At 58.5% G+C, this 25,872-nt stretch carries 23 protein-coding genes; 8 read left to right on the top strand and 15 right to left on the bottom strand.

The window, feature by feature from the left end; genetic code table 11:
• Window positions 1-218: 218 nt before the first annotated feature.
• A complete protein-coding gene (locus tag JXR15_RS10420) occupies window positions 219-920 on the top strand; it encodes a trypsin-like serine peptidase (protein WP_422053163.1) in 702 nt (233 codons plus the stop codon).
• Window positions 921-993: 73 nt separating this feature from the next.
• Here the strand turns inward: JXR15_RS10420 and JXR15_RS10425 are convergent, their stop codons facing one another.
• The 7 genes from JXR15_RS10425 to JXR15_RS10455 all read right to left on the bottom strand — a co-directional run bounded on the left by JXR15_RS10425 (window position 994) and on the right by JXR15_RS10455 (window position 12,577).
• Window positions 994-1,599, bottom strand: a complete 606-nt coding sequence (locus tag JXR15_RS10425) for a LysE family translocator (protein WP_422053164.1) — start codon at window positions 1,597-1,599, stop codon at window positions 994-996.
• A 338-nt stretch (window positions 1,600-1,937) separates the two neighbouring features.
• The gene (locus tag JXR15_RS10430) at window positions 1,938-2,978 is read right to left on the bottom strand and encodes a diguanylate cyclase (protein ID WP_422053165.1); all 1,041 of its coding nucleotides are present in this window, start codon (window positions 2,976-2,978) and stop codon (window positions 1,938-1,940) included.
• Between the two features lie 92 nt (window positions 2,979-3,070).
• The gene (locus JXR15_RS10435) at window positions 3,071-4,360 is read right to left on the bottom strand and encodes an MFS transporter (RefSeq protein ID WP_422053166.1); all 1,290 of its coding nucleotides are present in this window, start codon (window positions 4,358-4,360) and stop codon (window positions 3,071-3,073) included.
• 60 nt (window positions 4,361-4,420) lie between these two features.
• Window positions 4,421-5,602 carry an HlyD family type I secretion periplasmic adaptor subunit gene (locus JXR15_RS10440; RefSeq protein ID WP_422053167.1) on the bottom strand — a complete coding sequence of 394 codons (1,182 nt, stop codon included), beginning with the start codon at window positions 5,600-5,602 and terminating at the stop codon, window positions 4,421-4,423.
• Window positions 5,599-7,926: a type I secretion system permease/ATPase gene (locus tag JXR15_RS10445; RefSeq protein ID WP_422053168.1), complete on the bottom strand. Its 2,328-nt coding sequence runs from the start codon at window positions 7,924-7,926 to the stop codon at window positions 5,599-5,601. The genes JXR15_RS10440 and JXR15_RS10445 overlap by 4 nt, the downstream gene beginning before the upstream one ends.
• Window positions 7,923-9,212 (bottom strand): TolC family protein, encoded by a 1,290-nt coding sequence (locus JXR15_RS10450; protein ID WP_422053169.1) that lies wholly within the window; start codon window positions 9,210-9,212, stop codon window positions 7,923-7,925. Before JXR15_RS10450 ends, JXR15_RS10445 begins: the two co-directional genes overlap by 4 nt.
• A 131-nt stretch (window positions 9,213-9,343) precedes the next feature.
• Entirely contained in the window at window positions 9,344-12,577 is a 3,234-nt protein-coding gene (locus JXR15_RS10455) for an Ig-like domain-containing protein (RefSeq protein ID WP_422053170.1), read from the bottom strand.
• 874 nt (window positions 12,578-13,451) lie between these two features.
• On the opposite strand from JXR15_RS10455, the gene JXR15_RS10460 reads away from it, so the two are divergent.
• The 3 genes from JXR15_RS10460 to JXR15_RS10470 all read left to right on the top strand — a co-directional run bounded on the left by JXR15_RS10460 (window position 13,452) and on the right by JXR15_RS10470 (window position 16,680).
• Window positions 13,452-14,567, top strand: a complete 1,116-nt coding sequence (locus JXR15_RS10460; protein ID WP_422053171.1) for a porin — start codon at window positions 13,452-13,454, stop codon at window positions 14,565-14,567.
• A 225-nt stretch (window positions 14,568-14,792) separates the two neighbouring features.
• Window positions 14,793-16,127, top strand: a complete 1,335-nt coding sequence (tig, locus tag JXR15_RS10465; RefSeq protein WP_422053172.1) for a trigger factor — start codon at window positions 14,793-14,795, stop codon at window positions 16,125-16,127.
• A 139-nt stretch (window positions 16,128-16,266) separates the two neighbouring features.
• The gene (locus tag JXR15_RS10470) at window positions 16,267-16,680 is read left to right on the top strand and encodes a DUF1330 domain-containing protein (protein WP_422053173.1); all 414 of its coding nucleotides are present in this window, start codon (window positions 16,267-16,269) and stop codon (window positions 16,678-16,680) included.
• Between the two features lie 46 nt (window positions 16,681-16,726).
• Here JXR15_RS10470 and JXR15_RS10475 read toward each other — a convergent pair whose 3' ends face one another.
• The 6 genes from JXR15_RS10475 to rpsF all read right to left on the bottom strand — a co-directional run bounded on the left by JXR15_RS10475 (window position 16,727) and on the right by rpsF (window position 20,369).
• On the bottom strand, window positions 16,727-17,962 hold the full coding sequence (locus JXR15_RS10475) for an HlyD family secretion protein (protein ID WP_422053174.1): 1,236 nt from the start codon (window positions 17,960-17,962) through the stop codon (window positions 16,727-16,729).
• A 3-nt stretch (window positions 17,963-17,965) separates the two neighbouring features.
• Entirely contained in the window at window positions 17,966-18,424 is a 459-nt protein-coding gene (locus JXR15_RS10480) for a hypothetical protein (RefSeq protein WP_422053175.1), read from the bottom strand.
• Window positions 18,425-18,494: 70 nt separating this feature from the next.
• Window positions 18,495-18,968: a transglycosylase SLT domain-containing protein gene (locus JXR15_RS10485; RefSeq protein ID WP_422053176.1), complete on the bottom strand. Its 474-nt coding sequence runs from the start codon at window positions 18,966-18,968 to the stop codon at window positions 18,495-18,497.
• A gap of 155 nt (window positions 18,969-19,123) precedes the next feature.
• Window positions 19,124-19,747: a 50S ribosomal protein L9 gene (rplI, locus tag JXR15_RS10490; protein ID WP_422053177.1), complete on the bottom strand. Its 624-nt coding sequence runs from the start codon at window positions 19,745-19,747 to the stop codon at window positions 19,124-19,126.
• A gap of 12 nt (window positions 19,748-19,759) precedes the next feature.
• Window positions 19,760-19,987 carry a 30S ribosomal protein S18 gene (rpsR, locus tag JXR15_RS10495; protein ID WP_081531369.1) on the bottom strand — a complete coding sequence of 76 codons (228 nt, stop codon included), beginning with the start codon at window positions 19,985-19,987 and terminating at the stop codon, window positions 19,760-19,762.
• A gap of 25 nt (window positions 19,988-20,012) precedes the next feature.
• Window positions 20,013-20,369 carry a 30S ribosomal protein S6 gene (gene rpsF / locus JXR15_RS10500; protein WP_422053178.1) on the bottom strand — a complete coding sequence of 119 codons (357 nt, stop codon included), beginning with the start codon at window positions 20,367-20,369 and terminating at the stop codon, window positions 20,013-20,015.
• A 334-nt stretch (window positions 20,370-20,703) separates the two neighbouring features.
• On the opposite strand from rpsF, the gene JXR15_RS10505 reads away from it, so the two are divergent.
• Both JXR15_RS10505 and JXR15_RS10510 read left to right on the top strand, forming a co-directional pair.
• A complete protein-coding gene (locus JXR15_RS10505) occupies window positions 20,704-21,198 on the top strand; it encodes a hypothetical protein (protein WP_422053179.1) in 495 nt (164 codons plus the stop codon).
• A 174-nt stretch (window positions 21,199-21,372) separates the two neighbouring features.
• Window positions 21,373-21,954: a YceI family protein gene (locus JXR15_RS10510; protein ID WP_422053180.1), complete on the top strand. Its 582-nt coding sequence runs from the start codon at window positions 21,373-21,375 to the stop codon at window positions 21,952-21,954.
• A 61-nt stretch (window positions 21,955-22,015) separates the two neighbouring features.
• Here JXR15_RS10510 and JXR15_RS10515 read toward each other — a convergent pair whose 3' ends face one another.
• The gene (locus tag JXR15_RS10515) at window positions 22,016-22,741 is read right to left on the bottom strand and encodes an SDR family NAD(P)-dependent oxidoreductase (RefSeq protein ID WP_422053181.1); all 726 of its coding nucleotides are present in this window, start codon (window positions 22,739-22,741) and stop codon (window positions 22,016-22,018) included.
• A 153-nt stretch (window positions 22,742-22,894) separates the two neighbouring features.
• Window positions 22,895-24,094 (bottom strand): cytochrome b/b6 domain-containing protein, encoded by a 1,200-nt coding sequence (locus tag JXR15_RS10520; RefSeq protein ID WP_422053182.1) that lies wholly within the window; start codon window positions 24,092-24,094, stop codon window positions 22,895-22,897.
• A gap of 224 nt (window positions 24,095-24,318) precedes the next feature.
• On the opposite strand from JXR15_RS10520, the gene fabD reads away from it, so the two are divergent.
• A complete protein-coding gene (gene fabD / locus JXR15_RS10525; protein ID WP_422053183.1) occupies window positions 24,319-25,257 on the top strand; it encodes an ACP S-malonyltransferase in 939 nt (312 codons plus the stop codon).
• The gene (locus JXR15_RS10530) at window positions 25,254-25,862 is read left to right on the top strand and encodes an alpha/beta hydrolase (protein ID WP_422053184.1); all 609 of its coding nucleotides are present in this window, start codon (window positions 25,254-25,256) and stop codon (window positions 25,860-25,862) included. The genes fabD and JXR15_RS10530 overlap by 4 nt, the downstream gene beginning before the upstream one ends.
• Window positions 25,863-25,872: the final 10 nt, after the last annotated feature.

Consider the following 25,872-nt stretch of genomic DNA (forward strand, 5'->3'; position numbering starts at 1 on the left):
ACGTTCCCAAACGGCCTGTGCCCAGGGTGCTGCGGGCTCTCCTTATATATACATCGCATTTTACGCAAATTGTCTGCGCCTCAATTTTGAGGCTGCCTTGTTTTGGCCGCAAGTCGAACACTGCAAGCCCCAGAAACAGACCGCAAATGGCGCCGATTTGGTCCGAATGCTGCCCCAGATGGTTGTTCAAGTGATTTCAAGGATTTGAGGGAGACACCATGCGTGCCATGAGACTAATAGCCATACTTGCGATGCTGCTTCCGGGCGTTTTGCATGCTGAAGCAAACGTAACGGGAAAGCTGCCGGGAGAGGCCGCAGTAGGACGCTTGATGTTGTCAGGCAAAGCGATGTGTACGGGGGCATTGATCTCGCCGGAGCTGGTGCTGACGGCAGCGCACTGCCTCTATGATCCACGCACTGGCAAAAAGCTGAAGCCGCATCAGATCGAGTTTCAGGCCGGTCTGAAGCAAGGCAAGGCCAAGGCGGTTCGCAAGGTGTCGGTTGCCACGGCGCACCCGAATTACATACACCGCCACAAAGGCAAAGCCCAAGTGGGCAGCGACATTGCGTTGCTGAAACTTGGCAAGCCGATTTCAAAGAATTCCGTGCTGCCGATGCGCTATGGCGCCAATCTGGCCAGCGGCGACATGCTGGGTGTGCTGAGCTACACCATCAGCAACCGCACCGATCCCATTCTGGAATACCCGTGCCGTGTTCTGGCCCGTCAGCAGGAAACGCTGGTGATGAGCTGTGAAGTGAACTTTGGCGCCTCCGGGGCTCCGGTTCTGGCACTGACCAATGGCAACAATCCTGCGGTTGTGTCTGTGGTGTCCGCCAAGGCGGCGATGGGCGGGCAGAATGTCTCCGTTGGGACGCTGCTTAGTGCGGACACGCTCAAACAAATGATTGCCGGCGGGTAGAGCCTCCTGCTCTGGCTCACCTGTCCTTACTGAGGCGGTCTTTTTGGCCGCCTTTTTTTGTTTGGTCAAATGCTTACTTGCCAAACAGTAGACGCAACCCCAGAGCGGAGAGCACAACAGCGGCGACGCGGTCCAGATAGAGCTTGGCGCGCAGGTAGGCGTTGCGGGCTGTGGATGTGCTCATGCCAAAGGCCAGCAGGCTGTAGAAAATGAGCTCAATGGCCAAGTGGTTGGCAAAGACAAAACCCTTTTGCGCCAGCGTCATGCCAGGTGGGAAGATCACCACCAGAACTGCAGCAGCGAAGAGCACGGACTTTGGGTTCATGACCTGAATGGCGACGCCTTGCCAGAAAGCGTGGCGGGCGGGTTTGACCTCGGTAGGGGCCAGTGGTGCGCGCGCGCCTTGCCACATACCGTAGGCGATGTAGAGCAAGTAGAGCGCACCGATGGATTTCACAGCAATGTAGGCCCAGGGGAAGGCGGCAAAGATGGCTTCGAGTCCCAAGAGCGCTGCCAGGGTCCAAAGCGCGGCAACCAGCGCGAGGCCAGCGCCAACGGCGAGACCCGCGCGGCGACCACCGGTGAGGGTGGTTTTTACGGAAATCAGGAAGGCCGGACCGGGGCTGGCAATGGCGGCGGCCAGTGCGAGGTTGAAGGTAAGGATATGAGTGAAGTCCATGGGACGCGGCTCCTGTAACTGTGCTTTAGACGTAAGGGAGCAGGCAAGCCAAGTCACGCAAGAGTTGCGGGGAAAAGGGGTGTGACACAGGCAGTGCTGATAATTTGTGCGGCGGGAATGTGGCGGGAGGTTTGGAGAGGTCCTTAGGGAACCAAAAAGCGTTGGACGCAGGGCAGGGTGCGAGTTGCGCTTAGCTACAATTACGGACATTTCAAAGCGCCACAGGAAGCAACTAGCGTGTGCAGATGCTCTGTGCGCCCGGTCTTACGATCAACGATTATTGCTCAGCTTGGAAAGTTTTCGGGTTCCGGTTTTGCAAAAAACGGGAACCCAAAGATCTACTCTAAAATTTCAGCGGGGTTAGAGGCCTTGGAAGGTATCCGAACCCCACCTTCAACTGTCACCTGGTTCCGGCCGGAGTTTTTGGCAACATACAGCAGTTCGTCCGCACGCTTGAGGAGGGCCGCGGCATCGCTGGCCTTTTCGCAGATCTCGGTGAGACCGATGCTGACCGTTAGGCGGATCTTGTTTGTGTCCGCGACTATTTCGCTGGATTGGATTGTTGCCCGCAGCCGTTCACAGGCAGCATAGGCGCCAATCAAGTCCGTGTCGGGAAAGACCAGAGCAAATTCCTCGCCACCCAATCGACCAACAAGGTCAATTGTGCGAAATTCGCGGATCAACATCCTGGAAAGCTGTTGCAGAGTCTTGTCGCCTGCATCGTGGCCGTAGGTGTCGTTGATCCGTTTGAAATGGTCTACATCGAGCATTGCAACCGACATTGGCACCCCGTCTTGCCGGGCTCTGTCAAATTGCGTTTCCAGAGTTTTTAGAAACGGTCGACGGTTGGACACCTGGGTTAACGGGTCTGTGTTTGCCTCGATCTGAAGGAGCTCATAAGCTTTGGTCAGCTCGCGAATGCTCAAAATGCCGATAAGTTTGCCACCCTCAAGCACAGGCATGTGCCGGATCGAGTTTTCATTCATCAGGTGCAACAGGTAGGAGATTTCGTCGTCCGGTCCGCACGAAATAACGGAACAGGTCATGACGTCAGACACCAAGGCGTCCGCAGCTTTTGGGTCGCAACTTGCTACAACAGGGAGGAGGTCCCGTTCAGAGATGATGCCGATCATTGTGTTGGTTTCGTCGGTCACCACCAGGGCGCCAAGTCTGAGATCCAGCAGCGTTTTGGCAGCTTGTCGGAGCGTTGATTGCGGTCGAATTCCTTCAACCTTGTTGGTTTTTTTTGCGTTGAGTAACTGAGATACTTTCACCCTAAATGCCCCCTGAGCAACGGTACGTAGTGGGGGGAGCAGTAAAGGGATAGCGGTTAAAAGGTTCTTTCTACATACATGTTTGGTGGTGAAATTTTTACTCAACTATCAATGGTTTGCGCCTCAAACAAATGTGGGGTTGGGGGCAAAAACGGTTGAGTGACTGCGTGATTGAAGGGCGGTGTGCAGTGGCGTTGTTACTGTCCTTCCGACTTCTGGCTTTTCACCAAGACCAAACACAGGATCGCAGCTAGGAGCAGAAACATTGCGCCGAGACTCCATGCGACGGAGAGCGAGTAAAGCTCCGCGACGGCACCGGTGAGGAGCAGGCCCAATGCAGCGCCCAGCTGTTGGATCAAGGAGCGCAGGGACAGCAGGGTGGAGCGTTGATGATCCCCGACGCAGCGATGCAGGATGCTGCTGGCCGGGGTTTCGCAAATGCCAAGACAGATGGAATAGAGGATGAAGACGGTTGCAAAGGAGAGGATGTGGCCTTGGAAGGCGAGGGCGATTTGCACAGCTGCGAGGCAGATGAAGGTGGCTGCGAGTGTTTTGGCGTGGCGGCGGTTGAAGAACTTGCTGACGTGTGGTGAGAGCGACGCGCCAAAAGCGATGGCGAAGAAATAAGTGGCGGTCAGGGCACCGATGGCGGTGTTGGCGTAGGTCTCGTTCAGCATAGGCTTGGCGAATGTGGGCCAGAGTACCTCAACCGGGTTGGTGGCCATGAGGAAGAGCGCCAGTGCGGCCAACAGAAGCGACAGCGTGCGGTGTTTGAGGGCCAGTAGGCTGGCGTCTTTGACCACTAGGGGTACGTTGGCAAAACCTTGTTTGAGCGCGCCTTGGCTCTTGGGGCGAGGCGGCTCGAAGATGGCGCGTTTGGTGAAGGCAAACACGCCGAGCATCACGGCAAAACTGGCGGCGTAGGAGGTATCGTAGGAGCTGAACCCGAGGGTTTGCGCATATGAACCCAGGAGGTCGGGGAGAAACCCGCCGAGGATCGCGCCTATCGCCAGGCCGATGGCATTCGCAGATTGCGCTTTGGCGAGGGCGGGTTGCACGTCCACATTTGGGGCGGTTGATTTGAAAGTTTCGAGAAACCACGCGTCCAGAGTGCCGGAGCGAAGCGCGCGGCCAAAGCCGATGAAGGCAAAAGAGAGCGCGAGCACGTAGAAATTGCTGGTGGAGAGAAAGAGCGCGAGGGAGATCAGGCTGGCGATGACGGCGGTCAGAAAGACCGGTTTGCGCCCGATGCTGTCGGCCAAGCCGCCAAAAGGTAGTTCCATCGTCATGGTGGTGAGCGAGTAGACCCCGAAGAGCAGCGAGATTTGGAACAGGTCCATGCCGCGATTAGTGAGGGCCAATGCGACAACGGCCACCGTGAGCCCCATGGCAAACCGATCCAGAAACTGGTGGATTTGAAACACCCGAATGTGGCGTTGTGCTGAGGCGCTGAGGTCTGAGAAGGAGAACGCGGTTTCTGGTGTCATGGTGGCACCTTCGACGTTGCGGTCAGGTTGCGCAACAGTTTGATCGCGCGTTGGTTGCGGCTATGGTTCGCGGAAGGCCTCTTTGCTCTTGTAGAGCGGCTTCATCAGGTAGCGCAGGACGGTTTTGGAGCCGGTGTGCAGTTCCACGGTGGCGCGCATACCGGGGCGGATTTCGATGGCTTTCTGGCGTTCTGTGAGCGCGTCGGCGTTCACGTTCACGGTGACCTTGTAGTAAGGCGGCGCCGATGGGTCACGTTCGTCCTCAAAGGTGTCAGCGGAGATGAAATCCACTTTGCCTTTGAGCGAGCCGTAGATGGTGTAGTCATAGGCGGAGAGCTTGATGGAGGCGTCTTGTCCCGGCTCGACGTTGGCGATGTTCTCCGGGCGGACCTGGGCCTCGACAAACAGTTCTTCGCCCAAGGGGATGATTTCAAAGATTTCTTCGCCGGGACGCACGACGCCGCCAATGGTGGTCACGGCGAGGTTGTTCACAATCCCGCGCATGGGGGCGGTGATCACGGTGCGGGAGAGTTGATCCTGCGCGAGGCGCATTTCTTGGCGTAGGGAGGTGATCTCTTTCAGGGTTTCGGAATATTCTTCCGCCAGCGCCAATTCGGCCTGTGTGAGGATGTCCATGTAGCGGATTTCAGCCTCGGAGGCTTTTTCGCGGGCCTTATTGACCTCCAGCAGGGCGACAAACTCTTTCTTGTAGAGGCGCTCCATATTGGAGAGCTCTTCCTGGGCCTGTTCGAGCTGGGTAAAGGCACCTTCGCGGCGGCTGTCGATGTCGGTTTGGCGGGCTTCAATTAAGGCTTTTTCCGAGGCCAGAATGCGTGGGGCACGTTTGGCGAGGTCTTCGGGCACGTCAAATGCAAATTGACCGTCGATCTCGGCCTCAAGGCGTAGGCGGCGCAGTTCCAATGCGTCGATCTGGTCTTGCAGGTCGTCAAAGGCGGAGCGGAAACGGGTGTCAGACAGAGTGGCGAGGATTTGGCCGGACTCAACAAGGTCGCCCTGTTTCACGGCGAGATCAGCGAGGATGCCGCCCTCGAGGTTTTGCACCGATTGGGAGCGGGAAGAAGACACAACCTGACCGTCTGCGCGTACAATTTCGTCGACCCAGGCAAAGGCGGCCCAGATGACAAACAGCCCAACTGCGGCGGCAATCAGGCGGATGGTCAGGCGGGAGGCTTTGAGTTGGTCATCAAGGCCGGTTTCATTGTCAAACTCGGAGGTGGTCATCCAGCCGCGCCTTCGGCGAGGTGGGCGAGGACCTGTTCACGCGGGCCATCGACCACGAGGCGGCCGTTTTGCAGGATCAAGGTGCGAGTAGACAGTGCCAAGATGGGGGTTCGGTGCGTGGCAATGAGCGCGGTGCGGCCTTCCAGCCATGTGGAAAGGCGGCTGACCAGTGTGCGTTCCAGCGTTTGGTCAAGCGCGGCGGTGGGCTCATCAAGCAGCACGATGCTGGGGTTTTGCAGCCAGAGGCGGGCCCAACCGATGGATTGACGCTGGCCGATAGACAGGCCTTCGCCGCCGTCGCGGATTTGTAGATCCAGCCCCTGCGGGTGGTTGCGCAGGAAGGGGCCGAGGCCCGCGAAATCGAGTGCGGCCATCAGGCGATCGTCGTCGCGTTCCAACTGCGTCAGGTTAAGATTGTCGCGCAGGGAGCCCGCGAACAGGCGCACGTCCTGGCTGAGATATCCGATGTTGCGGCGCAGGTCGCGTTGGTCGATCTGGCCCATGTCGGTGCCGTCCAGCAGAACGCGGCCTTTGGTCGGGCCGTAGAGACCGGCCATGAGTTTCAGCAAGGTGGATTTGCCGGAGCCATTGGCGCCAAGGATAGTCACGCGTTGGCCTGGTTTGATGACCACGCCAGGCACATCAAGGGAGGCACCGCTGTGTTCGTCATAGGCAAAGGACAACTCGCGCAGTTCAAACTGGCCTTCGAGTTTCTCGCGGCGCAGGTACTTGCGTTCGCTGTCTTTCTCTTGTTCAGAAAGGGCAATGGCATCAAGGCTTTCCAGAGCGCCTTTGACGTTGGACCAGCGGGCCAGAGTGCCGGCAAATTGGGTCAGAGGGGCCAGCGTGCGGGAGGTGAGGATACCGCAGGCAATAATAGTTCCGACGGTGAATTCACCGGCGAATACCAGGTAGGTGCCGATCACCACAGTGGCGATGTATGTCATTTGCTGCACGCCCTGAGACCAGTAGGTCAAAGCGGAGCTGAGGCGGCGCTGTTCGGCGGAAGAGTGGCTGGAGACGGCGTTGAGTTCGTCCCACAGGCGCAGCACGCGGTCTTCGCCGCGCTGGGTTTTTACGGTGTCGAGCTCAGTGATGACCTCTTGCAGCAGGCGACCCACTTTGGCGGAGGCGCCTTGGGTTTCCCGCGAGAGGTTAATCATGCGTTTTTGCAAGACGTAGGCGGGCAGGACCATGAGCACGCCGCCAAACATCAGCACCCAGACAAGGTTGCCTGCAATCGAGGCCACAAGCGCGAGGAAGATGAAGATAAACGGCATATCCGCCAGCACCGAGATGGTGGTGGAGGTGAAGAAGTCACGCACGGCGCCGAAGTCTCGCATCGCGGCAAACAGGCCGGATGGGGGCAGGGGGCGGCGGTCCGAGCGCATGCCCAACAGGCGTTTCATCAGGCGGTGCTGGATGGAGATTTCCATGCGGCGGCCTGCGGCGTCGCTCATCTTGGCGCGAGCGAGTTTGAGCAGGCCTTCGAGACCAATGGCGAAGATTGCACCGACGGCCAGCACCCAAAGCGTGGCTTGGGATTGGTGCGGGATCACGCGGTCGTAAACCTGCAGCGAGAAGAGCGCGACGGCGACGGCCAGAAGGTTGGCGACCAGCGAGCCCAGCATGATCTCGCCCATGTGGCGACGGTATTTGGTGAACTCGCCCCAGAACCAGTGGCCGGACATACCGTCTGCGATCTGCGGCACGTGGCGTTCAGCCAATTGGCGCAGAGAGACTTTGGCGCGCAGGGCGGTGCCGGAGAAGAAGGGCTCAAACTCGGTGACAGGCACTTCGGCGCGGTTGTCGGCGCAGCTGTCGTCATAGACGTAGAGCGTGTCTTCGTCCTGAGACAAAACCAGAATGGCTTGGCCGTTGTTCATCAAGGCAACAGCAGGCCAAGCGGCCGCTGTGACTTTCATTTTGTGATGGGTTTTGGGCTCGACGCCTGCATGTGCGAGCGCGCCAGACAGCGCTTTGATCGACACGTCACCGGGCGCGTTGGTCCACATGTGTTCGGCCACATCGGTCACAGGCACGTCGACGCCGTTGAGCGAGGCGAGTGTGGAGATCAGCGTGGCGCGGTGTTGAATGCGGGTGGCGGTGGCTTCAACCAGATCGTGGATGGCATCCGACGGCGCAGACGCTGCAGCAGGTTTGGCTGGCGCCGGTGCCGCGAGGGTTTTGGGGGTGATTTGAGCCACTTGCGTGGGAGCGGGCGTTTGGGCAGGCGCGGGGGCCTTGTTGGCGGCTTTGGTGGATTTCACGGCCGCAATGGACAACACCACCGGTGCTTTGCCTTTGGAGTCCCCGGTGCTCAAATTGCGTCTCCGTCTGCCAGCAGACCCAGATCGCGGGCCAGCTCTAATTGTGCCAGCAGCTTGTCGTATTTGGCGTCGACGCCGTCAAGGGAGCGCAGCACGGATTGTTCGTAAACATCGACCACTTCCAGCACGGAGCGCTGGCCGGCACGGAATTGCGCCTCAAACAGCTTATACGTCTCGCGGCCTTCGCGGGCGAGCTGGTTGGCTTCACGCTCTTGGCGTTCCAGGCTTTGGATGTTGCTTTCCAGGCGCTTGCGGTCACGGGCACCGTCTTCGCGGGCTTCGTCCACCTGGCGGGCAGCAATGTCTTTGGAGGCTTCGATGGCTTTCAGTCGATCACCGGTGCCAAGGCCGAGGCCCACATCGTTGGAGAGGTTGAGGCCTGCGCTGTTGCCTTTGTTGGTGGTGCGCGCCGAGGCTTTGAGGCCTGGCAATTGTGCGGCGCGTTCCACAGTGGCTTGGGCGACGGAGCGTTCTGCCTCGGCGCGGGCGCGCAGCACTTCAAGGGGTTCGACGGCAGGATAAGACTGCGCAGAGAGGGCAGAGGCTGGTTTCAGTGTGAAGGCGGTGCCCGTCATGGCTTTGAGTTCAGCCAGAGCGGTGCCCGCGCTTTCAGAGGCGGTTTCGCTTTTGGTTTCCAGCGTCCGAATCTTGGTGCGCACCATGCGCAGGTCGCCTTTGTTGGAGACACCGCCATCCACACGCCCCTGCACAATGCGTTCAAAATGATGCAGTTGCGCCAGACCTTTGTTGCCGACCTGAGCTTTCTCCTGACCACGCAAGCCTTTGATATAGAGCGCCAAAGCGGTGTAAGTGCGTTCGTTCAAGTCCTCAGAGAGGGTGACGGCCGCAACTTCGACATCGGCGGCGGCGTATTCGCGCTCGGCCTTTTTGCGGCCGTGGTCAAACAGCACCTGTTCAAACACCAGACCCGCAATCACGTCGCTGAGGGTGTTGAGTGAGATTTCCGGGCTCAGGGTCGGAAGCCAGTTTTTGTTTTCAGCCTGAGCGCGCAGTTTTGCGGTTTGCAACTGGGCCTCGGCGGAGCGGCGCGAGGAGGTCAGCGCCACGTCGGCGACATGGCCCATGGCGCTGTCAGATGGAATAACGGAGCGGCGGGACAAGAGTGTGTTGAGGATATCGCTTTGGGTTTTGGCATCCGCATCCTGCTCAAAGCTGGTGCGTTTGCTGACTTCAGCTGCGGCCTCGGCACCCTCTGGTTTGGCTTTAAGCAGGCCCATGGGCTTGCTCATGTCCGGCAGGTGCTCACTCATATTGGCCATGCAGCCGCTCAGGAGCGTGGCTCCCAGAAGGAGGGGCAAGCAGGTGGTGAGATGGCGGCGGGACATGGTGGCAGCGATATTCCGGAGCATTGGATTTGAATGGGGCGGCCTGTGGCCGCCCCAAAGCATCATCAGATGATGACGTTGATGTCTTGGTCGACGATCAGGGTCACGCCGTCATTTCCAACCGTGTAAACATCATAAGCTTCGCCTTCGATATCAACGGTTTGGTTGGTCTTGGTCGCGTCTGTGACAGTGATCTGGTCATCCGCACCGCCGTGGATCGTGAGCGTGTCAGAGGTGTCTGACAGGTCTTTGATCTGGGCTTCAGTCAGGGTCAAGTTGGCATCAGAGGCGTAGTCCAACTCGATGCCTTCGATGTTGAAGTTGCCCGCCGCTGCGTGGTCCAGTGTGCCCGCGTTGGTGACGTTGTCATCCAGCACCAACAGCGTGTCCGACTGGTTACCAGCGTCATCGGTGGAGGCAATCACCAGGTGCGTGCCATCCGAGGCGCGCGGGTTCAGAACATAGAGCGATTCATCGCCGCCCAGAGCCACTTCGGTGGTGGCCAGCTCGGCAGTGGAGCCGTCCTGGTTGAGGGCGTGGATCTCGTAGTCCTGGTTCTCGGTGCTGAGAGACAGGGAGGTCACGTCGTCATCCGCGAATGTCACGGACTGAACTACCGGGTTGGTGATTTCCGTGTCCACGGCAAAGGTGGCGTTGGCTGTGGCGGTGTTGCCAGCGGCGTCGGTCACAGCAAGTGTGGCATTGGCGGTGTAGGTGCCTTCGGCCAGGGAGCCGTTTTCGTAGGTCACAAACCAGTTGCCGGAGGCATCGGAGGTTGTGCTGCGCACCACCCCATCCACGGTCACAACCACGGAGGAGTTTGGCTCAGTTGTGCCTTCCAGCACCACACCGCCTTGCATTTGCGCGGCGTTGACCGGTGCAGCAAACACGCCTGCAGAGAGGTCCACGTCAATGGATGTGGCAGTATCCACATGCACGGTGGAGGTCGCGGTGGCTGTGTTGCCTGCCGCATCGGTTGCGGTCACGGTCACGGGAGCGTCGTATTCGCCTTGCGGGATGTCCGCTGCGGTGAAGTTCGCAACCCATGTGCCATTTGCAGCGGCGGTCACGGTACGGGAGGCACCGGCGATTTGCACAACCACATTGCTACCGGCGTCTGCGGTGCCGGTGAGGCTGACACCACCGGCCACTTCGGCCGCGTTGGCGATGTCGTCGCCGCCAACTTGGCCTGCATTGATGCCCGCGGACAGTTCGGTGTCCACGGCCACGGTGCCGGTTGTGGTCGCGCTGTTGCCAGCGGCGTCGGTTGCAGTGATGGACACGGTGCTGTTGTAGGTGCCTTGCGGAATTTCACCGGCTGCGAAGGTTGCCGCCCAGGTGCCGTTGGCCGCTGTGGTTACGGTGTGGGTCACGCCTTCCATGGTCACAGCCACCGAAGAACCGGGTTCTGCTGTACCGGTCAGGGAGAAACCGCCAGCCACTTCGCTTGCGTTGGCGGTGTTGTCGCCACCCAGCTGGCTTGCGTTCATGGAGGCCGAGATTTCGGTGTCCACGCGGAAGCTGTCTGAGGTGGTGGTGACGTTGCCTGCCAGATCGGTCGCAGTAACGGCCACGGTGGTGTCGTAGGTGCCCTGCGGGATTTCACCGGCGGCGAAGGTGGCAGACCAGCTGCCATCACCGGCGGCGGTCACAGTGTGGGTCACGCTCTCGACGGTCACAGCGACAGAAGAGCCCGCTTCTGCGGTGCCGGTCAGGGTGACGCCCGCCGCAGCCTCAGCTGCGTTCACGATATCATCGCCCGCAACCGGGGAGGTGATGGTCGCCAGGCCGTCGGTGTCGATATGCACCGTAAAGGTCTCGGTGTGGCTGTTGCCTGCCAGATCGGTGGCAGTGATTGAGACTGTGCTGTCGTAGGTGCCGGTGCCAATCGCGGAGGCATCAAAGGCCGAAGACCAGGTGCCATCGCCGGCGACGGTCACGGTCTGGGTCACGCCTTCGAACAGGATCGAGAGCGAAGAGCCAGGCTCACCAGTGCCAGAAAGTACAACACCATCAGAGGCTTCTGCTGCGTTGATGATGTTGTCACCCTCAACCACTCCCATGGCGACGCCAGGGGCAATGGTGTCCACTTCGAGCGTGTCGGTCACAGTGGTGACGTTGCCGCGCTCATCGGTGGAAGTGATGGTGATGCCAGTGGTGTATTCGCCGGTGGACAGGGAGGACGAGTCAAAGGTCACAGTCCAAGAGCCGTCACCCTGAACGGTGGTGCTTTGGCTCACGCCGTCGATTTCCACTGTCAGGGCCGCGCCGGGTTCGCCGGTGCCGCTGATGACGTGGCCAGTGGTGTGGTCGTCTTCGTTGACAATGTCACCGGTGGAGACGGTGCCGTCCATGATGGACACATCAGGCGGAGTGGTGTCGATGTCGACAGATGGGCCGTCCAAATCATAGACGGTGCCGCCCGGGTTTTCGACGCTGACGCTGACGTCATAATCGCCGTCATCGGGCAGGTCGCTTGGTTCGAAGGTCACCTCATAGGTGCCATCGTCTCCAATGGTGCCGGTGCCGGTTTCACCACCGATGGTCACGGTCACGGTGGAGCCGGGTTCGCCGGTGCCGGTGATGGTCACGCTGTCGTCGCCGGAGCCGCCAACAAGGCGCGGCACGTCTGCGTCGTCTACGGTTGGCGTGATGGTGTCATCATCGCCGTCGTCGTCTCCGTTATCATCATCGTCGTCATCGCCACCGCCATCACCGCCGCCGGTGGTGTCGTCGTCGTTTGGCTCTTCGTCGCCGCCGTCATCATCGTCACCTGAGCCGTCGTCGCCTTCGCCGCCATCTACGGTGTCTTCACCGTCACCGCCGCCCAGGGTCGAGGCCACTGCGGCAGCGCCGCCCACTCCAAGAAGGCCAGGCACCAAGCCCGCGAGGGGAGCGGCGAGAGGGGCGACAACCGGTTCAACCCGCTCCAGATCGAGGAAGGCCAGCTGGTCGTACTCGCTCCACTTGTCGGTCATGGACACCGCATCGTATTGCGCGAAATACTGATCGTTGATGGGATCTCCAAGCTCGACCACCTGAACTTGGCCGTCTTTGGATAGCAGCAGTTCACGCTCGTCGCCGGAGAAGTAGTTCTCTAGGGTGATGGTTTCGCCGCTCACCAGGTGAATCACCAGATCGCCACCGTCATTTACATAACCGGCGACTTCTGATGGGGCGAGATTTACGGAAACTTGCGAGGCTTGCTGGGTGGCAATGACGCCATTGGCTGCTTCGGCTGTTTGGCCACGTACAACAACTCCGTCCGTACCGCGGACGGCATAACTAAAACTACTCATGTATTCTACCGCTCTAGGTTGATCGGGCTTATGCCCTTGTTTGATTTGAAATGACTATAAATGTGACGGTTACGTAAGCCAATCACTTTTTTGCCACATTTGTATAAAACTAAGGGATTTCGTAGTTTTTTGGGCGTGTTTTCGGGGTTTTTTCATAACCAACAGCTTTGGCTCGACAATTTTGTGTTGGGGTTGGGGGAAGCTCTAGCAATTGTGGTTTGAGCGTGGAGAAGTCGCAGAGGTAGGGGGATGAGGGCTGTATGGGAGGCGCTGTCCTAGCAATTTTCGGATTTGCTGAGTTGCACAACTTTTGATTGCAATGTGGCTGGGGACAACTTGTTTTGAGCGCCCAGATGCACTGATTGGGTTGTTTGTATGCACACAATAGCCGCCTTTCTGGGCTGAATGCTGGAGTTAGTGGTGGTTCTCACATACTTCGGTGCATTTGTTGCCGGTGGGCAGGAAGTGGCCGAGCCGAGGCGCGCAACTATTTCGCTGTGACCCCTTGAAAATTAGCGTGTTGAAATTCCACATGAAACGGGAAGGTGGCGTGCGTTTTCCCCCTTTCTGATAGAGATGGTGGCCTGAGGAGAACGGCCATTTTGTTGAGTAGATGCGCCAACACGCAAAAAGGCGCTTATTCTCGGCCAATAACAGCCGGTTGACGGGTTTGTCATTTGGGTGTGAGCGGCCTAGACGCCAAGTGGTCTTTTGTTGACCTGCGTCGTGACGGCGCAAAGGAGGGAGCGGGGAACCGTTTTCGGGTTGGCACAGGGCAAATGAGTGGATGCCTGATTTTGGCTGGTCGTGCGGCTTGGGTCAGGTGAATAGCAAGCCCCCTCTTCGAGCAAACGGGGGCATATGGAGACAGAAGATGGTTGGAAAAAAACACTCTGTATGGGTCGCCCCAGCGGCCTTGGTTGTGGGAAGTGTTGCGATGACGTCAGCGGCGTCAGCGCAAGAGGGCTTTCGGTTCTATGGGTTTTTGAACGGCGCCGTTACGAGCGTGGACGATGGTGTGCAAACGCGCAACGAATTCAGTGACAACAGCAACGCGCCAAGCCGGATTGGGGCTTGGTATGAGATGGGCACCGGTGCAGGCACCCTGAAGTTCAACTTTGAGACCGCTTTGGGTCTGCGGGGCACGTCCAGCCTTAGCGCGACTTCCAATGATGACTTCTTTGATTGGGACAAGACCGATCTGCGTAAGTTTGAAGCGATTTATGAAACGGATCGTTTTGGCACGTTCTACGCGGGTCAGGGTTCAATGGCATCTGATGGTATTTCCGGTGGGACTGATCTCTCCGGCACCGATCTGTCCGGTACGGTTGCCGTGGCCGATACCGCGGGCGGTTTTGCCTTCCAGCCTGTTGGGGGTGGTGCAGCCGGTCCAACAATTGGCGACGTGTTCAAGGACTTTGACGGCAGCCGCAAAGGGCGTGTGCGCTATGACACGCCAAGCTTTGGTGGGTTTGTCGTGTCTGCCTCTGCCGGTACGGAAATCCTGAAGGACAATGATGACACCAATTTTTATGACGTGGCGCTGCGCTACGGTGCGGACCTTGGTGACACCACCCTACGGGCGACGCTGTCTTATGCGCAGACCGATGGCGCGGCGGACGACTCCAAGTCGGTTGTTGGTTCTGTAGGGGCACTTCATAACCCATCCGGGATCAGCGGTACGGTGACGCTTGGTCAGAATGACCGTGATAGCGGGCGCAAGAGCGACTACGCCTACGCCAAGCTCGGCTATCAGCGTGATTGGTTCAGCTTTGGCCGTACCCACCTGTCGGTTGACGCTTACCGAGGGAACGACATGGCCTCCGTTGGCGACAAATCGGTCAGCTACGGTTTTGAGGCTGTACAAAAGGTCGACAATGCCAATGTGGATCTGTTCTTCAGCTACCACCAGCACGGCTATGACGTAACCACCGGCACCACTTACAACGATGTGGATGCTTATATGCTGGGTGCGCGCTGGAGTTTCTGATCCCACAGATCAGTTTGAATAGTGAGAGGGCGGCCAGTTTGGTCGCCCTTTTTGCGTTGCTTTGCGACGTGTTGGCTGACAGCCGGAAATTGATGCTGAAACGGTAGGCTGTTTTTGCTGCCTTTGCCCTTGCGCAGAGGTGCGCGTGGCACTAGAAGAGCACAAATTTTTCTCGACTGCGCGCGGACTCATTGTGTCGTGCGCCGCTACTTATGGGGATTCCCGATGCAGGTTACTGAAACGCTGAACGAAGGTCTGAAACGCGGCTACACCATCAAGGTGGAAGCAGCTGAGCTGACCGCAACTGTGAACGACAAGCTGAAAGAAGCGCAGCCGGAAATCGAAATGAAAGGTTTCCGCAAAGGCAAAGTGCCTATGCCGCTTCTGAAAAAGCAGTTTGGCGAGCGTCTGTTGGGCGAAGCCATGCAGGAAACCATCGACGGTGCGATGAACAAGCACTTCGAAGAGTCCGGTGACCGCCCTGCGATGCAGCCAAAAGTCGAGATGAAAGACGGCGAAAACTGGAAAGAAGGCGACGACGTAGAAGTCGAGATGTCTTATGAGGCGCTGCCAGAAATTCCGGAAGTTGACCTGAAAGGCATCAAGCTGGACAAAATGGTTGTGAAAGCAGCCGAAGCGGATGTGGACGAAGCGCTGGCCAACCTGGCTGAAACCGCGCAGGACTTCAAAGCCCGCAAAAAAGGCTCCAAGGCCAAAGACGGCGACCAGGTTGTCATGGACTTCGTGGGCCGCATCGACGGCGAGGCGTTTGACGGCGGTGCCGGTGAAGAGTTCCCACTGGTGCTGGGCTCCGGTCAGTTCATTCCCGGCTTTGAAGAGCAGCTGGTTGGTGTAAAAGCCGAAGAAGAAAAAGACGTGACCGTGTCCTTCCCAGAAGAGTACGGCGCTGAAAACCTGGCTGGCAAAGAGGCTGTGTTCTCTTGCGTCATCAAAGAGGTGAAAGAGCCGGTTGCCGCGGAAATCAACGACGAGCTGGCCACCAAATTTGGTGCCGAGGACCTGGCCGGTCTGAAAACTCAGGTGACCGAGCGTCTGGAAGCCGAATACGCCGGTGCAGCACGCGCCGTAACCAAGCGTGGCCTGCTGGACGCGCTGGACAAGCTGGTGTCCTTCGATTTGCCACCATCCCTGGTGGAAGCCGAAGCGGGCCAGATTGCGCACCAGCTGTGGCACGAAGAAAACCCTGAGGTGGAAGGCCACGACCACCCAGAAATTGAGCCAACCGATGAGCACAACGCTCTGGCCGAGCGCCGCGTGCGTTTGGGCCTGCTGCTGGCAGAACTGGGTCAGAAAGCTGAGGTTGAAGTGACCGACGCAGAGATGACCCAGGCGATCATGAACCAGGCACGTCAGTACCCGGGTCAAGAGCGTCAGTTCTTTGAGTTTGTTCAGCAGAACCAGCAGATGCAGCAGCAGATGCGTGCGCCAATCTTTGAAGACAAAGTTGTCGACTACGTCTTTGAACTGGCTGAGCTGACCGAAAAAGAGGTCTCCAAAGACGACCTGCAAAAAGCCGTAGAGGCACTGGACGACGAATAAGTCCAACACCCGTTAACGGGACAGTGAGAGGCCGCTCCAATTTGGGGCGGCCTTTTTTGTTGCCATGAGTGACGGAGCGGCAGAGTTGACGTTGTGGTGGCATCCGGTTTGCTTAACCTCAAGAAGAGGAGGAGCACCTATGGGATATACAACATTTGATAAGGCCGGATATGACGCCTTTAAGGCCAATGACCGCGACGGCCCGGTACATATGCTGAACCTGGTTAAACTGCGCGCGCAGGCGGACTACGCGGATGGGCGTGTGGCAACCGGGGCGGAGGCTTATGCGGCTTATGGGCGTGAGAGTGCGGCGACCTTTGCCAAACTTGGCGGCAAGATCATCTGGCGCGGTGACATGGAGCAGATGCTAATTGGACCGGAAAAACAGTGGGATCTGTGTTTTATTGCCGAGTATCCCAGCGTGGAGGCGTTTACCTCGATGCATAAGTATCCGGAATACCGGGCGGCGGTAGAGCACCGACAGGCAGCGGTGGCGGACAGCCGGTTGATCCGGATGGCACCTAAGGATCTAGGCGGAAATTTTGGCGCATAAAAAAAGCCCCGGCGATTGGCCGGGGCTTTTGCTTTGATGGTGGCGCTTAGTGTCCGCCGGAGAAGACCAGGACCCGGAACGGCATTAGGATGGCGCGGAAGCGCAGGATCAGCGCGTGGGCGTAGCCAACTGTGTCGATCACATGCAGGGCGACAAATTCGCCGGTGCCGATGTCTGGATCTTGCAGGCGTTCGTGGTTGTTGGTGTAGGCGTTGACCTCGCATTGGCTGCCTGGGGGCAGGTGATCGGTGCCGCCTTCATAGAGCGGTTCCAAAAACGCGATGACGGTGCCGGGGCGTTTGTTGTCCTGCGGGTCACGCAGGCTGTCGCTTGGGCGGATTTGACCGGCGGGGATCACGTCTTGCACGGACACGATCACCATTGGTGTGACGCGCATCGGGCTGGAGAGGCAGGACATTTCCGCCAACATGCCTGGGTGCAGAATTTGTGCGGTCAGCTGTCCAAAGCCCGCCTGAAAGCGGCCGCGCCCACTGTGAGACGGCACAAGAATGCCGGCAGGTCGCAGGATTGGGTTGATGTAGTCGCCAACCTGGAGGCCAAACTGCTCCACACGGCCGTCTTCACCCGCGTAAACAATCATTTTGGCCAACTCGACCTCTGCTTGGTGCAGGGCGGCTTCGGCACTGTCCATTTGCGCGGGAATTTGGGTTTCCAGACGGTGTTTCACGGATTCCACAGCTGAGTGAGCGGAATCCACGGCGGCCAGACGTTCCTGGATCAGGTTTTCGAGACGTTCGACTTCGCGGACTGTCACCGCGGGAGAGTTTTCCTGATACAGGGTGTTTTTACGCTCAAACTCGTCTTTGGTCTGTTCAAAGGCTGCTTCCGCCGCATCCAAATTAGCTTGCGCCACCCGCAGGTCGTCGGTGGCGAGAAGCCTTGCGGCGTCCACTTCGTAGGTCGCTGCCCGCGCGGTGGCGACTGCGGCACGCTGACTGCTGTCGTCCAGTTTGAACAGCGGATCGCCAGCTTTGACGGCTCGGTTGTTTTTCACCATGACATCTACAACGCGCCCCGGAGTTTCAGACAGCAGGGTGACTGTGCGGAAATAGGACGACACGCTGGTGGTGGAGGGGTGGAAGTAGAAGATCAGTGTAATCAGGCTGACGGTGAGGATGAAACAGGCGCTGAGCCCGTAGCGCAGCTCGTACCACATTGAAAACAAAGTGATGTCTTTGCCGATGCGTTTGCCCTGCCAGAAGCGGCGGAACAGGTAATCAGGCAAGATAGTGAGCATGGAGCAGGCGAGAAATTCAAGCATCGATCACGCCTCCGCTTCTTTGGTGGGAGCGGGCGTTTCGGCCACATTTGTTTCGTCGGCCAGCAAGGTGCTGTCTTCGGGTGACGTGGGGCTGCCTCGGTCTGGCGACGGTTGTTTGAGCGCCTCCAGCGCGGCGGCGATGCGACCCAACGGAGTTTCATAATCCGGGATTTGAATAAGCGCGATCATCAGCGCCGCGACCCAATAAAGATTGTTGTGGGTGAAGAGGGCGATCAGGGCGAGCACGCCCACAATTTGCAGCTGGTTTGCGCCCACCTGATGGGCAAGCTTCTCCGGCAGTGAGTGCAGATGCAGGAAAAACGTGACCGCGAGGAAAACCACCACCACGACAAAAATGCCGACGTTGGTCATCATTGGATCGGCCCCAGCGGCGTCGGAAATGAAACTGGGCAGGTGAGACGGGGCCAGGGGATGCAGGCCGGCGGCGGAATCTGTCGACACGGATGGTCCTTAATTGAAGGGGTACAATTAAGGGCAGATTACCGGTGCCAGCGCTACATGCCAAGGTGGCTCATGGCGCGAGGCCGGTTTCTTTCAACAATCCTGCGGCTTTGGCTTCGGGGTAATACCCTTTGGCGTAGAGGAACACGGAGCGGTCATAGTTGCCTTTGGCAACCATGTAGGCGCCACGCAGATATTTTACGGCGTAAGTTAGATTGGTTTCTGCGTCCAAAAGGCCTTGGCGGCCGCCTGTGTAGCCCATGCCGCGCGCGGTCGGCAGCTGGATCTGCATCAAGCCAATGTTGGGGCCGTTCACGGCCCAGGGGCGGTGGGTGCTTTCGCGGATGATCACGCGATGCACCAGATCGCGCGGCACCTCGTAGTGATCCGCCCATTTGTTGATCAGCGCGCGCAGCTCTGGCGTTTCATTTGGGTAAAGCGGGGGATCAAAAGGCTTGGCCTCAGGCTCAGACCGGCCGCAAGTGGCGAGAGGCAGGCTGGCGAGCATAAGACAAGCGGCGCGGCGGGTGAACAAACGGGACATGCAGCCTCCAGATCAAGGGTCGGCGTCAGTATGGCTTTTGATGTCAGGAAGGGAAGGGGGGCATGGCGCTGTGCGCGGTATCTTGCGGATGCAAAGAAAAAGCCGCGCCCAGGTGCACCCGGGCGCGGCTCTGCGATTTCTTCGCGGTGAAGTGCTTACTGCTCTTCGGCAGGCGCTTCTTCGGCGTCGGCAGCTGCCGGCGCAAAATCGTCGTCGTCAGACGCAGCAGCACCGATATCGTCGAACAGTTCGGCGATTTCGAATTCTGCTTCTGCTTCTGCTTCCGCGGCCAGTTCCTGAATGGATTTGCCAGAGGCCTGAAGCTCAGCTTCTTCCTCGGAGCGCGCCACATTCATGTCGATGGTCACGTCGACTTCTGGGTGCAGCAGTACGTGTACTGTGTGCAGACCCAGGTCTTTGATCGGCTTGGCCAGAACAACCTGTTTCTTGTCAACGGTGAAACCAGCGGCGGTGGCTGCTTCAGCGGCGTCACGTGGGGTGACAGAGCCGTACAGGGCACCAGCGTCAGACGCGGAGCGAATCACGATGAACTGCTGTCCGTCGAGTTTCTCTGCCAGCGCTTCGGCTTCTTTTTTGGTTTCCAGGTTGTTCGCTTCGAGCTGCGCTTTTTGCGCTTCGAAGGAGGCGATGTTCGCTTTGGAGGCGGTCAGCGCTTTGCCTTGGGGCAGAAGGAAGTTACGTGCGAAGCCAGGCTTCACGTCAACAACTTCACCCATTTGGCCGAGCTTGGCCACACGTTCCAGAAGGATAACTTGCATGTCAGTCTCTCCTTACTTCACGGCGTATGGAAGCAGTGCGAGGAAGCGTGCGCGTTTGATGGCACGGCTCAGCTCACGCTGTTTCTTTGCGGACACGGCTGTGATGCGCGAAGGCACAATCTTGCCACGCTCAGAGATGTAGCGCTGCAGCAGCTTGGTGTCTTTGTAGTCGATCTTCGGCGCGTTCTCACCCGAGAAAGGGCAGACTTTGCGACGGCGGAAAAATGGTTTTGCAGCCATAACTTAATGTCCTCTCTTAAGGTGATTAGTTGCGGCGTTCGCGACGGTTGTCACGCTCGTCACGTTTCTGCATCTGGATCGACGGACCTTCAGGGTGCTCGTCAACCTTGATGGTCAGAACGCGCATCACGTCATCATGCAAGCGCATCAGGCGTTCCATTTCCTGAACCGCGCTGGAAGGTGCGTCGGTCTTCAGGAAGGCGTAGTGGCCTTTGCGGTTCTTGTTGATTTTGTAGGCCATGGTCTTCACGCCCCAGTACTCGCTCTCAACAACGGACCCGCCGTTGTCAGAAAGAACGGTGCTGAAGTGCTCAACGAGGCTTTCGGCTTGCGCGTTGGACAGGTCCTGGCGCGAGATGAAAACATGCTCATACAGTGGCATGTGCTCTCCATTCAATTATAGGCGCATTTCAAAGAGCGGGGTTTCTCAGTCCTTCTGCCCCCACCCACGAGAGACTGCGCGGTTCAAGCTTTTGCAAAAGGATGGCGCTGTATAGCCGAATTTGGGGGGAGCGCAAGCCTTGTGTGAATTGGGGCTGTGGGTTTCCGTCAGCCGCGTACTGCGGTGCAATACTTGGCACAGTCCCGATGCAATGGGCACGAGGTTTTCGTTAATCCGCCGCATTCCTGCCTGATTTCAATCCGATGGTCTGAGCAACCGGTGGAGAAGCCGTTGGATTTAGGGTCTTAGAAAGGCCAAGTGGGAGAGTGGGATTATGGTGGCGCTGACCAATTTTGCGGGTGAAACACGGTCCTGTGTGACGCGGGTGGAGGGCAAGCGCCCCTCGCTGTCTGTGCGCGCGTCCTCGATGCTGTTTGGCTGTGCGTTTATCATGGCAGGCGTCGGGCTTTGGTTGATGCCGGGTATGGATCTGACACCGACAATCCTCTTGGCCAAAATGGGCGTGTCGATCCTGTTGGTGACCGGCGGCGTGGGCATGACCCAAATTGCCACTGATAAACCACGCAAAGAGCTGCACTTTGATGAGCGTAATGAGCAGCTGTTGGTGTATGAAGGCCTGCCCCGCGGACGCAAGCATGTGCTGCAGGCCATCAACTATGAAGATATTGGGCGTGTGGATGTCAGTGACAGCGCGCTTGAGGTGATGGATGAGGCGGGGGAGACCATGGTGGCGTTGCCGATAGATGGCAACCATGCGCGGTTGGACGCCATTGCGCAGCTGCGTAGCCAGTCGATTTTGCCAAGCTAGGCAAAGGCTTGCCGATAACGTACGGAAGGTCGCCGAAAGGCGGCCTTTTTTGTGCGAGATCACGCAATTGTTCACAGATGCACAGAATATGTGGGTTTACTGCGAATTGCTGCGCAGCGTTGAATAGGCACATTGGTTCCATCAGAAATTGAACTTGTCTTCAGGAGACGCCCCATGAAACGCACCCTTCTTGCCGCTGGCTTTGCCTTTGCCGCTGCTTCCGCCACCACCGCTGTTGCGGCGCCAGAGAAATACATGCTGGACGCCAGCCACAGCCAGATCCTGTTTTCTTACAACCACTTGGGCTACTCCACCACTTGGGGTCTGTTCTCCGGTTTTGAAGGCGAGATCATGTTTGATCAGGAAGATCCAGCCAACAGCTCTGTAGCAGTGTCGATGCCGCTGAAGTCCATGTGGACCGGTTGGGAGAAGCGCGACGCGCACCTGATGAGCCCTGATTTCTTCAACGCCAATGATGACTCCGTGGTGAGCTTCACCTCCACCGGCATTGAAGTGACCGGTGAGACCACCGCCAACATCACTGGCGACCTGTCGATCAACGGTGTGACCAAATCCGTTGTGCTGGACGCGCAGCTGAACACGGCAAGCGAGCACCCGATGGCGAAAAAGCCATGGGCTGGTTTCAACGCCACCATCACGTTGCTGCGTAGCGAATTTGGTGCGGGCAACTTCGCACCGTTTGTGAGCGACGAGGTGCAGGTGCAGATTTCTGTTGAGGCGATGAAGGCTGACTAAGCCTTATTGCCCATCACTCACGGAAAGGGTCGTCCAATCGGGCGGCCTTTTTTGTTAGGGTTCAGACGTGCTGGCCGCCGTTGATCTCGATTTCGGTGCCGGTCACGTAGGAGGATTGATCGGAGCAGAGGTAATAGATCACGTCCGCCACCTCTGAAGGTTGGCCAAGACGTTTCATTGGCAGTCCATCGACAATCTTGTCAGTGCCGGGGGATAGGATCGCTGTTTCCACCTCACCTGGGGCGATGGCGTTTACGCGCACGCCCAGTGGACCAAAATCATGCGCCATTTCACGGGTGAGGGCGGCGAGGGCCGCCTTGGATGTTGCGTAAGCCGCACCAGCAAAAGGATGCACGCGGGAGCCCGCAATAGACGTGACATTCACAATAGAGCCTTTGGCTGCGGCAAGCTCGTCTCGCAAGCCCCGTGCCAGCACCACTGAAGCAAAGAAGTTTACGTGAAAAACTTTACCCCAGTCCATTAGGTCGGTGGTGAATGTGTTGAGGCGCTCGCCGTTGGGACCCTTGGGCGAAATACCTGCGTTGTTGGCGAGACCGTGCAGCGGGCCGTCAAGGCGTTCGCGGATCACCTCGACAGCGTTGATGGCATCAGCCGGATCGCCGAGATCCAGTTGGATGTGGTTCTTTTCTCCGTCGGGCCAAGGACAGCGCGGATCAAACGGTTGACGAGAGCAGGTGAGCACACGCCAGCCTTCCTGAGAGAAACGCTTCACAGTGGCGTGGCCGATGCCCCGGCTGGCACCGGTGAGGAGGAGCGTTTTCTGCATGGGGGAAACCTCTTGAGATGCGAAAGGCTTAGCTGATCTATTTGGCTTGATGATGCAGCCAGTTTAGGCGAGGCAAACAGATTGACAAGCGCACAAAGGCCGCACCTGGGTGCGGCCTTTGTTTTGCGGGATTTGGAGAGGTGGGCCGCGTGGTTACTCGCCGCGGTTGGCCATCAGCGCCACATTCACATCCACGCCAAAGCCCAGCGAGCTTTCATCCGTCATGTCGTCACCCACATGAAACGCGCGGCGGTCCAAGGAGACGGTGCCGGTCATGTTGGCGGTGTCGCCCTCAAGCGTCAGTGCAAATGGCAGATCGATGGGGACGGCGTGGCCGTTGATGGTCAACTCACCTTTGGCCAGATAGCCGGTTTCTGCTGGCAGCAGGTCCGCGACAAAGGTGGCGGTCGGGAACGCGGTGGCGTTGAGGTAATCTGCGCCCAAAGCCTGGTCGGTGACAGAGCCAAGGGTAAGCGAGCCGATGGCGATGGTTGCGGTGACAGTGCCGTGTTTGCCGTAGGTTGGCTCTTCGTTGAAGGCGATTTCTGCGGTCCAGTCAGTAAATTCTCCGGTCACTTCAGCGCCAAATTGTTGCACGGCGATTTCCAGCGTGCCGGATTGGACCTGCCATTCGGAAGAGACCTCGGCGAGGGCGGCGGTCTCTATGCGTTCTTCAGCTGCAAAAAGGCCAGCGTTTGCGCCGATCACAAGGGCGACCGCCCAGACGGCAAGAGCGGTGAGGGCCGGGCGCAGGTGGCCGGGTTGGTCTGCAGGCGGCTCTGGCAGGTCGGTGTGACCGGGCAACATGCGTTGCAGGGTTTTGTCGCGGTCGATGACGAAGTGTTTGAGCGCGCCGCCGATGTGCGCCAGCAGGGTCAGGACCAGCACAATCATAAAGAGGAAGTGCGCACCGCCAAGGATGGCGGCGACGGTTGGGTCTTTGGGCACAAAGAATAGAGATTGGCCAAATGGCCACCAAATGGGGGCGAAGCCTGTGGTGGCGGCGTGGTGCATCCAGCCAGTGAGTGGCACAAGCACCATGGAGCTATAGAGCACCCAGTGGGCAGTTTCAGCGGCCCAGGCTTCCAGGCCATGATCGCCGTTGAGCAGCTTGGGGCGTGGCTGGGTGAAAGCCCAGAGGATACGCAAGAGAGCGGTGAAGAAGGCGGTGAGGCCAACGGTTTTGTGCACGGAGAACAGCGTGGCTTTGAAGGCCAATTGTGCGCTGTCTTCATAGGGTGCGCGGTAGGCCACGAACCCCAAGATCAGTGCCGAGAGGATGAGGAGGGCGGTGAGCCAGTGAAAGGTCTTGGCGACGGAGCCGTAGCGAAGGGCTGTGTTGCTGCGGGGCATAGGAAACCTCTTGAAAGTGTTGGTCAGACTTTGGGGTTTGTGACGCCTCAAAGCAACTGGCGGCGGTGCACCTGAGCTGTGCAAAGATGCGCAGTAGTGCCGGTGGGTGGCAGGTTTTTGCGCGTTGATGTGGTGTGTCGGCGGCGGCTTTCCCCCTCTATTGACGTTGCGTGCGCGGGCGGTGCGCGCTATTCCAATCCAAAGATTTGCAAGGAGAGCCAAGAATGAGCCGTGCATTTGTGTTTCCGGGACAGGGTGCCCAGACCATTGGAATGGGAAAAGCGTTGGCGGAGGCCTATCCAGAGGCCAAAGCGGTGTTTGACGAAGTAGATGCAGCCTTGGGCGAAAGCCTGAGCTCGCTGATCTGGGAAGGGGAGCAGGAGACGCTGACCTTGACGCAGAATGCGCAGCCGGCGTTGATGGCGACCTCGCTGGCGGCGATGAAGGCGCTTGAGGCGGAAGGCGTGAGCATTGCGGCGGCGTCCTGTGTGGCGGGCCACTCGCTGGGCGAATACTCGGCTTTGGCGGCGGCTGGTGCCTTGAGCATTGGCGACACGGCGCGTTTGCTGCGCACCCGTGGTGAAGCGATGCAGGCGGCGGTGCCTGTGGGCGAAGGCGCGATGGCGGCAATCCTTGGCTTGGATTTTGCAGCGGTGCAGGAAGTTGCCGAGGCCGCGGCGCAGGGCGAAGTTTGCCAGGCGGCGAATGACAACGACCCAACGCAGGTTGTGGTGTCCGGTGCCAAAGCGGCTGTGGAACGTGCGGCTGAGATCGCTAAGGAAAAAGGCGCGCGCCGTGCGGTGATGTTGCCGGTGAGCGCACCATTCCACTGTGCCCTGATGCAGCCTGCGGCGGATGTGATGGCTGAGGCGCTGGCCGCGGTAGAGATCAAGGCGCCGGCAGTGCCGGTGATTGCCAACGTACGTGCGGCGGCGGTGTCTGATCCGGATGAAATCCGCAAGTTGTTGGTGGAGCAGGTGACCGGATCAGTGCGTTGGCGCGAATCGGTGCAGACAATGGCAGCTGATGGCGTCACAGAATTCTGGGAAATTGGCGCAGGCAAAGCCTTGTCCGGCATGATCCGCAAGATCGACCGCGCCAACGCGGTGCGCGCCGTGGGTACGCCGGAAGATGTGAAGGCGGCGGTGGAGAGCCTGTCTTGAACCGACGCTTTGTTGCAGTTTGCGGCGCTGCTGCCCTTGGGCTGGCGGCGCTTGCGGGCTGTGTGCAATTGGAGGTGGCCTATCTCAATGCCACCGACACCATCGCGTTCGAAGCAGACGGCGGCGATCTGTTGGTGAATGGCACATTGAACAGTCGCAGTCTGGTGGCGTTTGAGCAGGCGATCTCTGACAACCCCAACGTGACACGTTTGGTGTTGCTGGAAATTCCAGGGTCGGTTGATGATGAGGTCAATCTGCAATTGGGCCATCGTGTGCGGGACTTAGGCTTGGATACACATCTCGCGGCGGAGAGTGAGGTTCACTCTGGTGGGTCAGATCTGTTTTTGGCCGGAGTGCAGCGCAGCATGGAAGAAGGTGCAATCATCGGCGTTCATAGCTGGGCCGCGGGCAACCTGCAGGGGCGTGATCTGCCAAAGACGGATCCGGAACATGCTGCTTATTTGAGTTACACCAAGCGGATGCTGGGTAGCGATGCGTTTTATTGGTTCACGCTTGACGCGGCGCCAGTTCAAGAAACCCATGTGATGAGCGCTGCAGAAATTGAAAAATACGGGCTTTTGACACAGCCTGTTGTGAAAAACTGAGAGAGACAAA

This window comes from Shimia sp., assembly GCF_049116215.1.
Taxonomy (GTDB): domain Bacteria; phylum Pseudomonadota; class Alphaproteobacteria; order Rhodobacterales; family Rhodobacteraceae; genus Shimia.

Bases quoted from the DNA above. Each gene is read 5' to 3' on its own strand.
- JXR15_RS10485 (WP_422053176.1), bottom strand. From the start codon at position 18,968: ATGTCCCGTTTGTTCACCCGCCGCGCCGCTTGTCTTATGCTCGCCAGC.
- JXR15_RS10475 (WP_422053174.1), bottom strand. From the start codon at position 17,962: ATGCTTGAATTTCTCGCCTGCTCCATGCTCACTATCTTGCCTGATTAC.
- rplI (WP_422053177.1), bottom strand. From the start codon at position 19,747: ATGCAAGTTATCCTTCTGGAACGTGTGGCCAAGCTCGGCCAAATGGGT.
- JXR15_RS10420 (WP_422053163.1), top strand. From the start codon at position 219: ATGCGTGCCATGAGACTAATAGCCATACTTGCGATGCTGCTTCCGGGC.
- JXR15_RS10510 (WP_422053180.1), top strand. From the start codon at position 21,373: ATGAAACGCACCCTTCTTGCCGCTGGCTTTGCCTTTGCCGCTGCTTCC.
- JXR15_RS10520 (WP_422053182.1), bottom strand. From the start codon at position 24,094: ATGCCCCGCAGCAACACAGCCCTTCGCTACGGCTCCGTCGCCAAGACC.
- JXR15_RS10470 (WP_422053173.1), top strand. From the start codon at position 16,267: ATGGGATATACAACATTTGATAAGGCCGGATATGACGCCTTTAAGGCC.
- rpsR (WP_081531369.1), bottom strand. From the start codon at position 19,987: ATGGCTGCAAAACCATTTTTCCGCCGTCGCAAAGTCTGCCCTTTCTCG.
- JXR15_RS10455 (WP_422053170.1), bottom strand. From the start codon at position 12,577: ATGAGTAGTTTTAGTTATGCCGTCCGCGGTACGGACGGAGTTGTTGTA.
- JXR15_RS10440 (WP_422053167.1), bottom strand. From the start codon at position 5,602: ATGACCACCTCCGAGTTTGACAATGAAACCGGCCTTGATGACCAACTC.
- fabD (WP_422053183.1), top strand. From the start codon at position 24,319: ATGAGCCGTGCATTTGTGTTTCCGGGACAGGGTGCCCAGACCATTGGA.
- JXR15_RS10425 (WP_422053164.1), bottom strand. From the start codon at position 1,599: ATGGACTTCACTCATATCCTTACCTTCAACCTCGCACTGGCCGCCGCC.
- JXR15_RS10450 (WP_422053169.1), bottom strand. From the start codon at position 9,212: ATGGCCAATATGAGTGAGCACCTGCCGGACATGAGCAAGCCCATGGGC.
- JXR15_RS10435 (WP_422053166.1), bottom strand. From the start codon at position 4,360: ATGACACCAGAAACCGCGTTCTCCTTCTCAGACCTCAGCGCCTCAGCA.
- tig (WP_422053172.1), top strand. From the start codon at position 14,793: ATGCAGGTTACTGAAACGCTGAACGAAGGTCTGAAACGCGGCTACACC.
- JXR15_RS10505 (WP_422053179.1), top strand. From the start codon at position 20,704: ATGGTGGCGCTGACCAATTTTGCGGGTGAAACACGGTCCTGTGTGACG.
- rpsF (WP_422053178.1), bottom strand. From the start codon at position 20,369: ATGCCACTGTATGAGCATGTTTTCATCTCGCGCCAGGACCTGTCCAAC.
- JXR15_RS10460 (WP_422053171.1), top strand. From the start codon at position 13,452: ATGGTTGGAAAAAAACACTCTGTATGGGTCGCCCCAGCGGCCTTGGTT.
- JXR15_RS10515 (WP_422053181.1), bottom strand. From the start codon at position 22,741: ATGCAGAAAACGCTCCTCCTCACCGGTGCCAGCCGGGGCATCGGCCAC.